At 45.3% G+C, this 12,117-nt stretch carries 10 protein-coding genes and 1 pseudogene; 6 read left to right on the forward strand and 5 right to left on the reverse strand.

The window, feature by feature from the left end:
- Positions 1 to 338: 338 nt before the first annotated feature.
- Together ACHZBS_RS06800 and ACHZBS_RS06805 are read right to left on the reverse strand one after the other, a co-directional pair.
- Entirely contained in the window at positions 339 to 1,253 is a 915-nt protein-coding gene (locus ACHZBS_RS06800) for a LysR family transcriptional regulator (protein ID WP_319405757.1), read from the reverse strand.
- Positions 1,254 to 1,767: 514 nt separating this feature from the next.
- Positions 1,768 to 2,843: pseudogene (locus tag ACHZBS_RS06805) on the reverse strand (IS5 family transposase).
- Between the two features lie 235 nt (positions 2,844 to 3,078).
- On the opposite strand from ACHZBS_RS06805, the gene ACHZBS_RS06810 reads away from it, so the two are divergent.
- From ACHZBS_RS06810 to ACHZBS_RS06835, 6 genes are all read left to right on the forward strand, one after another.
- Positions 3,079 to 4,245: a mandelate racemase/muconate lactonizing enzyme family protein gene (locus ACHZBS_RS06810; protein WP_319405758.1), complete on the forward strand. Its 1,167-nt coding sequence runs from the start codon at positions 3,079 to 3,081 to the stop codon at positions 4,243 to 4,245.
- A gap of 248 nt (positions 4,246 to 4,493) precedes the next feature.
- The gene (locus ACHZBS_RS06815; RefSeq protein WP_319405759.1) at positions 4,494 to 5,657 is read left to right on the forward strand and encodes a mandelate racemase/muconate lactonizing enzyme family protein; all 1,164 of its coding nucleotides are present in this window, start codon (positions 4,494 to 4,496) and stop codon (positions 5,655 to 5,657) included.
- Positions 5,658 to 5,842: 185 nt separating this feature from the next.
- On the forward strand, positions 5,843 to 6,883 hold the full coding sequence (gene dctP / locus ACHZBS_RS06820; RefSeq protein ID WP_319405760.1) for a TRAP transporter substrate-binding protein DctP: 1,041 nt from the start codon (positions 5,843 to 5,845) through the stop codon (positions 6,881 to 6,883).
- A 204-nt stretch (positions 6,884 to 7,087) separates the two neighbouring features.
- Complete coding sequence (locus ACHZBS_RS06825; RefSeq protein ID WP_319405761.1) at positions 7,088 to 7,498, forward strand: TRAP transporter small permease; 411 nt, start codon at positions 7,088 to 7,090, stop codon at positions 7,496 to 7,498.
- A gap of 1 nt (position 7,499) precedes the next feature.
- A complete protein-coding gene (locus ACHZBS_RS06830; RefSeq protein ID WP_319405762.1) occupies positions 7,500 to 8,792 on the forward strand; it encodes a TRAP transporter large permease in 1,293 nt (430 codons plus the stop codon).
- A 370-nt stretch (positions 8,793 to 9,162) separates the two neighbouring features.
- Positions 9,163 to 10,292 (forward strand): IS3 family transposase gene (locus ACHZBS_RS06835; RefSeq protein WP_319405763.1). Its coding sequence is split into 2 segments (ribosomal slippage): positions 9,163 to 9,433 and positions 9,433 to 10,292, totalling 1,131 coding nucleotides; the frame shifts between segments, so codons are not numbered across the junction.
- A gap of 83 nt (positions 10,293 to 10,375) precedes the next feature.
- On the opposite strand, the gene ACHZBS_RS06840 is transcribed toward ACHZBS_RS06835, so the two are convergent.
- From ACHZBS_RS06840 to ACHZBS_RS06850, 3 genes are all read right to left on the reverse strand, one after another.
- The gene (locus tag ACHZBS_RS06840; protein WP_319405764.1) at positions 10,376 to 10,612 is read right to left on the reverse strand and encodes a hypothetical protein; all 237 of its coding nucleotides are present in this window, start codon (positions 10,610 to 10,612) and stop codon (positions 10,376 to 10,378) included.
- Between the two features lie 285 nt (positions 10,613 to 10,897).
- Positions 10,898 to 11,215: a DUF2958 domain-containing protein gene (locus tag ACHZBS_RS06845; RefSeq protein ID WP_319405765.1), complete on the reverse strand. Its 318-nt coding sequence runs from the start codon at positions 11,213 to 11,215 to the stop codon at positions 10,898 to 10,900.
- Between the two features lies 1 nt (position 11,216).
- Positions 11,217 to 11,999 (reverse strand): antirestriction protein, encoded by a 783-nt coding sequence (locus tag ACHZBS_RS06850; RefSeq protein WP_319405766.1) that lies wholly within the window; start codon positions 11,997 to 11,999, stop codon positions 11,217 to 11,219.
- Positions 12,000 to 12,117: the final 118 nt, after the last annotated feature.

Here is a 12,117-nt window from a genome sequence, read left to right on the forward strand (position 1 = left end):
AGTGTCAATTTGCCCGTGAACACGAATGCCGGCTTGCGATTGGGAGGATATCTTGTTATGGTCCACTTGAGCCCTTTCTCTTTGTATTTATTGTGAATTTTCGCAGATCCACTATAAATCAAAGGACTGGGCTCTTCAAGTATTTTCTATATTAAATCAGATAGATAGACCATAAATTTGCTTCTCTATTCCAATCCCGAAAGTTGAGTTATTAAGCCCTTCAGAAAGGAACGGGGAGGCGGCAATCTTTTTTACATATCAATCTGCACGTCTCCAAGGTGTGTGGCTTAGCTTGTTATGGCAGGGTAAAATCTGATGTAATTTAGGATTGGTTTTTTCTAAGGACTTGATTTCTCTGACAGTTTGAGAAATGCTTGGCGGACGGTATTGTAACAACGGTCAGCGACCTCTGAACGAAGGCGAAAAAGAGGTCTGAGAAGGTAGTAGCTAAATAGATAATCAGTCTCTATTCTTTTGAAATCCACATTTAGATCGCTTTTGAATAGTTGTTTTAAGGTTTCATATGTGACTTTATCAACAATCGTCACTAAATCATTTTGAATAGCAAAAATAGCCATTGGGAAAAAGTTCTGGAATTCAGCTTGTACTGCAGTACCAATGTTCTGGAGTTCGGGTGCTCTAGAAAGATTATGTTCAGAATAAAGGGAACAGGTATTTGTAAGCTTAAGTTCTTCAGTACTGATGCTTTCCTTGTCACACTTTAACAGTCCTTTGCGATACAGGGCATAGATTGGCACGCGGAATTCCTCGAAAGAATACAGGGCAGATTTAGGTATTTCTGTTTCTATCCCCAGATCACACACACCAAAATCATATTTCTGATTTTCCATAGCAGAAACAACCATAGCCGCTGGCCCGAGCATAACCCGATGTTTCAAGGGTATGTGTTTTCCAACACTCTGGAGACAGGAGGGAATCAGTTGAATCCCAGTAATGTCAGCCGAAATTACGGAAACGGTGGGTTTTGGGAAATTTTCAAGTTTAGAAAAATCTTCCTTGATACTGCGCATCTGCATAATGATTGGTTTTGCTCTCTCATAGAGCACCATCGCCTCAACTCTGGGAATTAACTTACCAGCCTTGCGTTCAAAAAGCTTCGTACCTAACTGATTCTCTAGCTCTTTTATCGTCAAACTGACAGCTGGCTGAGACCGGTTAAGACTGCGCGCAGCAGCGGATATGCTGTTCGTAAGCATAACTTGGAAGAATGTTTCTATTTGATGGTAATTCATGCTGTCGGTTTCGATTTCAATAAGGGTTGATCACATGGGGGACGGCCTCAAGTTCCAATTTAAGGCTAATCATGACAGACCAATGACCATAAGTAAACCTTATGAAGTCATTTTATTTTAGTATTTGTGCAAATAATATATTTGTTGGATAGTAGAATATCGTTCGTTCGTTATTCAAACGCATAAATGATGAATGCCAGCGCATCGTGGACAAAGCCAGGGAAGTCAAAGTCTTTAGTGCCACAGGTAACCCTAATATGACGTTTCTAAAAGAGGCAAATTGATCCTTTTTTGAATAGTTGCAGCGTAAGTTCCACCGGTAGAAATGTCTCTGATTCGCAGGGATCTAACAGGTCGTTGAAAAACTAACCGGGAGTTGACCCATTCTATCCCGAAAGCGTTTTTTTTGATCTTTGACAATCTGTGTTTCGTTAATTCCGGGCTGTATGTCCTTGTTTTGAGTTCCGATGGTTCCGTTTTCTGCCATCCGTTGTTGATTTTTGTTCTTTTCTGGTCAGGTTGCCCAGATCAGATTGCGCATTCGGGTCAAGTTGTAGGCCGCCATGGCAAACTCGAATATCCAGCCGACCAGACCAAGTCCTCGATAGCGCGTCTTGCGCAGGCAGCCTATTGTTTTGAGCCAGCCGAAGATCTCTTCGACCCGTTTACGGATTTTCTGCTGATCCCATAACCTTCGTGGTGAGTGGTTCGCCCGTCGATCGCCGTTCTCTTGTCTTTCTGAACCACATGCGGCGTTGCCAACAACGCTCGCAGGCCATCGACAAAGGCCGGTACATCGTATCCCTTGTCCCCGCCCACCGTGATCTGGTTGGTTTCCGGCAGGTTTTCGACCATCTCCAGGGTGGCATCCCACTCGGCGGTGCCGTTCTGGGTCAGACGACTGTCGACCACCAAGCCGTTGCCGTTCTCCATCAGCGCATGCCCCATGTAGCAGAGCTTCGTTTCCTTGCCTTTGCCCTTTTTGAGGAGGCGGGCATCTGGATCGGTTGTCGACTGATGGGTGTCGTTCTTGCGTTTCTGTCCTTTGAAATCAACCTCAGGGTTGCGACCACCCGCCACCGGCGGGTCTTGATCCTGATCGTCTTTGGGACGGAAGCTTTTCATCGAGGCCCAGGCTTCGATCAGGGTCCCATCGACGGTGAAATGATCCTTCGACATCAGTCCGGCCCGCTCGGCAATCCCCTTGGTTGACTGGGAGACCGCTGTCGCCACCTCGAACTGCATCAGGCGCTCCCGGTTTTTGGAGAAGGAGGAATGATTCCAAACCTTATCGTCCATGGACAGCCCGACGAACCAACGAAACAACAGATTGTAATCCAGTTGCTCGACCAGCATCCGCTCGCTACGGATGGAGTAGAGCACTTGCAGCAAAGAGGCCCGTAAAAGCTGCTCCGGCAGAATGGGCGGCCGACCGGTATGCGAATACATCTCTCGGAACAAGGGAGCCAGATCATTCAACGCGTTGTCGACCATGTCCCGGATCGGCCGCAAGGGATGATCCTTGGGAACCCGAGCTTCCGGGCTCACATAGCTGAACATGGCCTGCTGGTTCTGGTCTTCGCCGCGAATAACGTTTTCTCTTGAAATATCGGATTGTTATGCGCGACATATTAACAAAACCACGACCCCGATTCCAGCAAATTCAGGGGTTTAGGTGAATAGTTATTCAACAACCTGCGAAAGGGTTTGGCTAATATTGTCCACAATGTACTGGCACCCAACACCTATAAAGGAGTGTTTCACATGCATGTTAAGTCTCGTAAAATTTTGAATGTAAGTGCACTGGGTAAGGAGGCCCTTTAATATGCGAATCACTAATTTAAAGGTTTATCAAATCCATGGTGCTGGCATGCACCCGGTATTGGTTGAACTGAACACGGATGATGGCATTTCTGGCTTCGGTGAAGCTGCTGTCGCATATGGCCTCGGGGCCAAGGCAACGGCCGGAATGTTAACTGATATAGCACCACTAATTATTGGTAGTGATGCTCGTTATCCTCGCAATGTCTGGCACCGGGTCTATGATAACTCGTTCTGGACAAAAGGTGGTGGTGCCATTGTTTTCTCCGCATTGTCGGCCATTGATCAAGCGCTCTGGGACATTAAGGGTAAGGCGATGGGCGTTTCTGTAAGTGAATTGCTTGGTGCCAACTTTACTGGAACGGTTTCAGTTTATGCCAATGGCTGGAACCATAATCACGATGATGCCTTGGAATGGGCTAAAGCTGCTGAGCGTCCCCTGAAGGATGGATACACAAAGCTGAAGAGCTATCCCTTTGCTACTAAGCAGGAAGGAGGAACGCTTGTTCATGTGCAACGCAGAGCGCTTTTAGATGCTGAGTTTAAACGTGCCTGTGAGCGTACCCGCAATTTACGTAAAGTAGTTGGGGACGGAGTTGAATTAATGTTTGACTTAAGTGGTGGACTTTCAAGTGATCAATTAATTCGTTTTCTCGAACTCTGTCAGGAGGTGAACATTGTCTGGATTGAGGAGCCACTGGATGCTTTTAACATGTCTGGATATAAAGCGTTGGCTGGACGATGGAATATGCCAATTGCGACAGGGGAGCGGGTTTATACACGTCACGCATTTAAGACATTGCTCGACACAAACGGAGTAGATGTTATCATGCCCGACGTTGGAAACTGCGGTGGAATTTGGGAATTGGTACAAATTGCAGGTATGGCAGAGGCTTATAACGTCCGTGTTTCTCCGCATAACTGTGCTTCAGCCCTTTGTACTAAAGCCTCAATTCAGGCGTGGGCAGCATGTTCAAATGCAATGGCACTAGAGATCTATCCTTATTTCAGTGATGCGAATGATTATGTACATGTGCTGAAAAACCCTGCTGAGGAGGAAATCAGTAAAGGTGAGCTGCGTCTGACGGATGAGCCTGGGCTGGGTGCTGAAGTTAATATGGAGAACATAGCTCCGTTCAAATCCTTTGAATACCAGCAAGCAGTATTGTGAATTTTGATTTCCCGAAGGTGGTAGAGGCTCTCACGATCATTTATCTCTATTGGCGCATTTCGTATATGACAGAAAATCTCTGGATGAAAAACTTCGAAAAAAAACCAATTAAGCTGACTTCACTGTCAAGGTATCGGGTAAGGGACAGACCTTGGTGTACACTGGTAGCAAAATTTAATTTCCATTGTTGATTGTCAGCATTCGTTGATTTTGACTTAATTTAGCAAAGAAAGAGCGATAACCAAAGCATGACGACAAAAATTACCTCAGCGACAATATACTTTGTTCAGGGCCAGGGACTGAAACCTGTGATAGTGAAGCTCGAAACGAGTGATGGCATTGTCGGGCTGGGTGAAGCTGCAATTTCCTACGGGTGTGGCGGAACAGCAGCAGCAGCAATGATCAGAGATCTTTGCGAGCGGTTTATCATTGGCTCCGATTCTGTAAACATTAATGCGCTGGTTTCTGAAATGTACGACCAGTCCTTCTGGCTGAAGAATCCCGGCGGCATTGCCGGTGCAGGGCTCAGTGCCATTGAGCTGGCGCTATGGGATATCCGTGCGCGTGAGCTTGGCGTACCAGTCTACGATCTCTTCGGGGGCCGCCTTCGCGATTGTCTGAGCTACTATGCCAACGGATGGTATTTTGGAGCCACGTCTGTTGCTGATTTGCTGAAGCAGGCAGAGGCAGCGGTTATCGATGGACACCGCGCACTTAAAATGTATCCACTATCCAGAATCCAGCCCAACGGTACATTGCGCCATCCAACAAACCGTTCTTCTGATGATTGCGGAGCGGTCTCTTCTGCGGTTGATGTTGTGCGCCGGCTACGGGACGCGGTAGGCACTGACGTGCAGCTAATGCTTGATCTCTCCGGGGGGTTGTCGGTCGGTGATACGATCCGGTTTTGCTGTCAAGTCGAAGAGTTTGATATTGCCTTTGTTGAGGAGGTCAATGATCCTGGAGATTTGGGAGCATTGCGCCGGATTGCCGATAAAACCCAGATTCCTGTCGCAGCCGGCGAGCGTCAGTATATGCGTTACGGATACCGTGATCTATTGGAAAGCAGAGCAGTAAGTATTCTGCAGCCAGATATTGGCAATACCGGTGGATTTTCTGAAGCACATAAAATCGCCGCAATGGGCGACACCTATGGTGTGAAGGTTCAACCACATGTATGCGGCAGTTCGGTCGCCGCGAGTATCGCAACCCATCTAAGCGCTTGTATCCAGAATTTTTATATACAGGAGCATTTTCCTTTCTGGCAGAGGGTTCCTGGATATGTGGAGGTTGCCACTGAGCGATTCGAGGACAGGGTGCGCGATGGGGTCATTTCGATTACTGATATGCCGGGTTTTGGGGTCTCACTGAATGAAGCCGTTATGGACACCCATATATGGGCTCAGGTCTAGTGACCACCGCGAGGTATTATATTTAAATTTTTTAAAAAACATAAACGTTGGTAAAAAGGTCACTTGGCACCAATTTGGAAGATATTAATCTATTATTAATTTAATTCTTAATACTGTAAGTTTGTACGAGATAATAATTCCAAATTGATTTTTAACAATAAAACGATTTTAGGGAGGTAACAATTATGAGGTTCGTATGTGGTACATTGTTCATCGGTTTAATGTCATTTTTTTTTGGAGTTTTTACTCCAACTACATCTCAGGCTGCAAAATATGTACTAAAAATTGGCCACTCAAATCCTGAACAACCATACTCCAATGTGAGTGCTCCTTGGGCAGTCTTTGCGCAAGAGGTTGAAAAAAGAACTGGTGGGGATGTTCAAGTCAAAATTTATGCAAATGGTGTTCTCGGTAATCAAAAAGCGATGTGGGAACAAGCTTCAATGGGGGTCATCCAAGCCACCATTATGTCCGCAGGCAATATCGCCCCATATTATCCAAACATTGCAGCTATATCCATCCCATACTTATTTCTTCATCATGACGTCGCTTGGGAAGTTTTTGACGGTCCCGTGGGGGATTGGCTCAGAAAAGATATGGTAGAAAAAACGGGAATGAGGCCTTTGGCTTGGTGCGAAGATGCCGGATATCGAAATTTTACAAATAGCAAGAGAGAGGTAAGAACACCTGCTGACCTTAAAGGTCTGAAAATAAGAACGATGCCAGTTCCGGCTCATATGAAACTTGTTGAAGTGACGGGCGCAAAACCGACGCCAATTGCCTGGAGTGAACTTTACAGTGCCCTTCAAACAAAAGTTGTAGATGGAGAAGAGAATCCAATTAGCACCATAAAGCTTGCACGGCTTTACGAGGTCCAAAAATATTTGACGCTTGATGGTCACCTCTATGGTGCTATTTCAATATACCTTAACGATAAGTGGTTTCAAGAGTTACCAAAGGAATATCAGGCCGCGATAATAAAAGCCGGAGAGATAGCGAAAGTTGCCGCCAGGGGGATTTGCCGCATTAATGAATCAATAGACCTGGAATTCTTGAAGTCAAAAGGTATGGAGGTTTATGCACCTACCACGGAAGAAAAGAGAATGTTTCAAGATGCCACTCAGAAAGAAGTCATCACTTACTTGAAAAGCCAAATGGATCCCAAAATTATCGATATGGTTTTGGATGAAACTGATAAGGCTGAAAGAAAATTAGGTTATAAATAGTTCAATCTGTGGGCCGTTCGATTCATTTTGCTTCGGTTGACTCGAACGGCCCTCTACTAGAAGATGAGGAGACTGTCCATCCCCAGTTTAGTCCTCTAGTGAATGGAATTTCGAATGATAACTTTTGTTGAGAAAAGCCGAGAACTTATAGGATCACTATGTAAATGGTTCTCGATAATTTTATTGTCGCTTATGACAATAATTATGGTTGCCCAAGTTATTAGTCGCTACTGTTTTTCTTCACCTTTGACATGGGCTGAAGAACTTGCCAGATACCAGATGATAGCATTGGCTTATGTTTGTTCCGTATCAGTTATGCTAGACCGGGCCCATTTGAGAGTCACTTTTATCCTAGACAAATTATCTAAAACGACTCAATCCATGTTAAAAGTCCCAGTTCTTTTACTTCAAGCTGCATTTTTGTTTCTTATTTTTTACTATAGCATTCCAATGTTGAAGGAAGGATTAAGGGTTGAAGCAGTAAGTTTGGGAACATCCATGTTTCCTTTCTATCTCCCTATTACAATTTCTTTTTTCTTAATGTTTTTGGAATCACTGATTCAGACTGTTGAAGCATTTATAAAAGCTTATAAGCTATTATTCACAGGAGTTTAATGTGCTTATTATCTGGATAATCCTTATATTTTTAATTTTAATTATGCTCGGGATGCCTATCGGGCTGTGTATGGGATTTACTGGGGTCTCATACTTTATTTTATCAGGGCAAGAGGCATTTATGCCTATGTTGCCTAACTATGTATTCAATGGTCTTAATTCTTTTGTTCTTATGGCTTTACCATTATTCATGTTAGCAGGGGAAATAATGGATAAAGCCAAAATCTCGGATAGATTAGTGAATTTTGCTAATCTTATTGTAGGAAGAATGGAAGGGGGGTTAGCTCAGGTCAACGTCCTTTCTAGTATGCTTTTTGCGGGTATTACCGGAGTTGCATTGGGCGATGTCGCAGCATTGGGTAAAATATTCATTCCAGCTATGAGTAAGGAAGGATATGACAAGCCATTTTCGGCAGCCATAACCGCATCTTCATCGCTTATCGGTCCAATTATCCCTCCGAGTATTGTCATTGTTATTTATTGTGCGGTTGAAGAATTATCAGTTGGAGGAATGTTTGCCGCAGCTCTATTGCCAGGCCTTTTAAAAGGTTTAGGCGATATGGTGATCGTGAATGTTCTTGCAAAAAAGCGTGGGTACCCCAAAAGGACCATCTCAGCAAAGCCGATAGAATATGCCTTAGGATTGAAAGATGCTTTATTAGCTATTTTAATGCCAATTATTATCTTAGGAGGAATAGTCCTTGGCGTATTTACTCCAACTGAGGCCGCCGCCGCAGCTGTGGCTTATGCGCTTGTTGTCAGTATTATTATTTATCGAAATTTGAAAGTCAAAGAGCTTCCCCCAATAATTTATAGTGCCGCATATTCTTCAGCCAAGCTTTTTTTTATTTTAGCATTTATTGGAATCATTTCGTGGGTTTTTGGTTTTGAAGATGTCCCTGGGTTGATCAGGGATTTCGTGCTTTCACATGTTTCTAATAAATATGTAATACTTCTTCTTCTGAATTTATTCCTTGTTTTTGTGGGTATGTGGATGACAGAAGGGGCAGCTATAATTTTATTCGCTCCAATGCTTGCTCCATTGGCCTATTCCGTTGGACTGCATCCCTTTACGTGGGGAATAATAATGATAATGAATTTAGTGATGGGCTTAATAACACCACCTGTTGGGGTTATTTTATACGCCACAGCCGATATAGCTGGACTATCTATGGAAAAGGTATTTAAAGCAATCCTCCCTATGTTTATGATGAATATATTTGTAGTTTTTCTTCTTAATGTTTTTCCATCACTAACTACATATCTGCCCAAAGTACTAGGATTCATTGATTGATAAGCATGAGATACATCTTTTTAAAAATAGGTATCGCTGTCCAACAGTTAGATCAATAAATAGTAGGCCTGGAACCTGTTAGTGTTTTAATGTAAGTGTCCATCTAACCCCATCTTCACAAAACCGGTAAGGCGTGGCAATATGCTCCTCCAGGAAAGGAGGAGAACTCGTGCCGGAAGATTACCATCTATTCAATCTCCATTTCATATATCATTCGTTTTCTTTTCCGATCTTTTTTGTCGCATATCATAACACAAACCTAACGTAAAAAGCTTGACTTAGAGCCGGTTTCGGAAAAAAGGACAGGCTTTTAAGTGAAAACTCTGCTCTAATAACGCAGTAACTATTCGTTAACCAAGGAGAGCAGACAATGAAACGACCTAGACGGAATCACGCAGCAACCTTCAAAGCCAAGGTGGCGATAACAGCCTTACGGGGCGACCAGACCTTAGCGGAGTTGGCTCAACAGTTCGATGTTCACCCGAACCAGATCGTGCAGTGGAAGACCCAACTGCAAGAGCACGCCAAGGATCTGTTCGCTACAGCGGCAGAGCGCAAGGCCGTCAACGGCCCCAATGTCAAAGATCTACATGCCAAGATCGGCCAGTTGGCAATGGAAAACGATTTTTTGGCCGGCGCGCTCGGTCGTATTCCCGATGCGAGCGCAAAGTGACGATTGATCGGCAGCACCCGTTGCCGGTGGTGCAGCAATGCAAGATCCTGAAAATGGCGCGCTCGTCGTTCTATTACGCCCCCCGGGCCGTCTCAGCAGCAGATTTGGAATTGATGCGGCAGATTGACAGGCTGCATCTTGCATATCCCTTTGCCGGCAGCCGGATGCTACGGGATCTGCTGCGACAAGACGGGGCCAGTGTCGGTCGCAGGCATGTCGCCACCTTGATGCGAAAAATGGGGATAGAGGCCCTTTACCAACGCCCCCGCACCACCAAACCGCATCTGGGCCATAAGGTGTTTCCGTACTTGCTGCGCCATCGAAAGATCACAGCGCCTAATCAGACCTGGGCCATGGATATCACCTACATTCCGATGAACAAGGGCTTTATCTACCTGGCGGCTGTATTGGACTGGGCGACGCGACGTGTCCTGGCTTGGCGGCTGTCCAACAGCATGACGGCCGATTTCTGCATTGATGCTGTCGAAGCAGCGATTCGGGATTACGGAACCCCGGAAATCTTCAATACCGACCAGGGCAGCCAATTCACCGGCAAAGACTTTGTCGGCTTGTTGGAAAAGCATCATATTCAGATCAGCATGGACGGGAAAGGCTCCTGGCGCGACAACGTCTTTGTCGAACGCCTCTGGAAGAGCGTCAAGTATGAAGAAGTATATCTTCATGCCTATGACTCGGTGGCGGATGCCCGGCGCGGCCTGGGGCGCTACTTCCTTTTTTACAACCAACGCCGACCGCATTCGGCGCTTGACGGGCAGACCCCCGATGTGGTCTATTTCGGCCAACTTCCTCAACACCGGGCAGCCTGATCCCAACCCGGCAGAGTTTCTTCACTTAAAAATGCGGGTTTCTGTCCAGCACCCCGGAGCCAGCGCTCATTTTACCATTTCACTTATATCCAGAAGTCTTTAACTTGTACTCCAATTTCACGATAAGCCTCTTGAATTTCATATCGGAATTGACCTCTCGGTTCGGAGTCATTGACCTCCGGATACATTTCAGCAATTTCATCAATCCCCTTGTTGATTTCGCTGACGGCTACTTCAATCGTTAGTTTTCCCGCTATTATTCGCTCACAGATCCCCTTTGAAAGTTTTTCACAAAGATTGTTTCCGGCATCAGAAAACATTTGATACCTTTTGGGATCACTTTCGAAAATTTTAAAGATATTGCCTTTTGCGGTTCTCTATAAAGCTCAAGTTAACATTCCTTAGGGCACTTCCATTTTTGTCATTCCGGACGAAGCGCAGCGAAGATCCGGAATCCAGGAGGCCTCATGTAAAATCTGGATTCCCGCCTGCGCGGGAATGACAGCAAAAAACGTATAGCTTGAGTTTCATAGATAAGCGTTTTGCCTTTTTTCAACATAAGAACACCTCCGAATAATTCGATGAAATAAAAACCTGACAGAAAGTCATAGTTTTGTTATTTTAGGAATTTTCTTTGCCAGCTTTTTTCTCCAATACAGGTCCCTATCGATCTCAATCCCTGGCGGGACCACCAAGTCCCGCAGCTCCTTGAATGAAATATACCCCCATTCGGCATTGGCCGTGTCTCCGTTCAGGATGGCATAGTCCCAAAACAAATCATCTCCGTCGTACTCCGCGACATACCAATCACACCCACCAATGAAAAAGTGCATGTGGATGATTTTATCCTTGAGGGGAATGTTTTCAGTCTCGTAGAGCCGCGGTATTTTCGAAAGCTCTTCTTTAGTTGGCGTATTCCACATTTTATTCAACTCCTTTCGGTTTCAGAATCAGGTTCAGGACTTTCTCGGTTTCAGACATGACCTTCAGACAGGCTGCTTGGGGTGTGAGTTTGATTTTCTCAGCGTAGCGTCCAATGTACCGGTATGAATTGCCGGTGGTGTCACGGGACTGTTTCCCAACCATACGGCAAAGTACCTGTGCAGATAGTTCCGCAATAATCTCTTGCAATGAATCCTGCCCCGGTTTTAGTACCCCTTTAATTTTCTCGTGGGCAGCATGGGCAAGTTCATGAAAAAAGACACCCTCCTCCGCCGTGGCAATGGCGATCTCCTTGCGTCCAGGCATGTAATACCCGTAATAGCGGTAATTGCCTGGAATCGCCTTAACAGAAATACCCCATTCCTCGGCCCTCTCAATCAAAGGAAAGTCCGGCAGTTCCAACATTTCGTAATCCAATGCCTCACCATCGGTATCCTCCAGTCGAAAGACCGGCCGACACATGAATCCCCGAAGATAATTTTCAATTTCGCCATTTTCCTCGTTCTCGTTTTTTACAAAAGACGGAACCAATATTCGAAATGACCTGGCTCCTTTCTTCACGAATCGGCCAACCTGTTTCCATTGCCTAAAGCCGCGTGCATCCTGTGTTCCAGCCAAAAACGTGAGTGTCCGGTTGAGCAATGACCACTTGGCAGATGGAATGTCGGCAATAGGAAATACCGAATACGCAATCGCCTCTGGTATGTCCCCTTGTTCAAAGGACGCAATTATGCCGCTAACGGTCTCATGGATTGACGCCGCCATGGAACACCTCCTTAAATTGTGATTCAGCTGATTGTTTAAATGGTTGGATTGATCGGTGGGATGTCGGTCTTCAGATTATTAAAATCCCTTGAAATCAGTAAAATAGGGCAAAAAAGAC

The sequence above is a fragment of the uncultured Desulfosarcina sp. genome, assembly GCF_963664155.2.
Classification (GTDB): Bacteria; Desulfobacterota; Desulfobacteria; order Desulfobacterales; family Desulfosarcinaceae; genus Desulfosarcina.

Bases quoted from the DNA above. Each gene is read 5' to 3' on its own strand.
- ACHZBS_RS06800 (WP_319405757.1), bottom strand. From the start codon at position 1,253: ATGAATTACCATCAAATAGAAACATTCTTCCAAGTTATGCTTACGAAC.
- ACHZBS_RS06845 (WP_319405765.1), bottom strand. From the start codon at position 11,215: ATGTGGAATACGCCAACTAAAGAAGAGCTTTCGAAAATACCGCGGCTC.
- ACHZBS_RS06850 (WP_319405766.1), bottom strand. From the start codon at position 11,999: ATGGCGGCGTCAATCCATGAGACCGTTAGCGGCATAATTGCGTCCTTT.
- ACHZBS_RS06825 (WP_319405761.1), top strand. From the start codon at position 7,088: ATGGTTGCCCAAGTTATTAGTCGCTACTGTTTTTCTTCACCTTTGACA.
- ACHZBS_RS06815 (WP_319405759.1), top strand. From the start codon at position 4,494: ATGACGACAAAAATTACCTCAGCGACAATATACTTTGTTCAGGGCCAG.
- ACHZBS_RS06840 (WP_319405764.1), bottom strand. From the start codon at position 10,612: ATGTTTTCTGATGCCGGAAACAATCTTTGTGAAAAACTTTCAAAGGGG.
- dctP (WP_319405760.1), top strand. From the start codon at position 5,843: ATGAGGTTCGTATGTGGTACATTGTTCATCGGTTTAATGTCATTTTTT.
- ACHZBS_RS06810 (WP_319405758.1), top strand. From the start codon at position 3,079: ATGCGAATCACTAATTTAAAGGTTTATCAAATCCATGGTGCTGGCATG.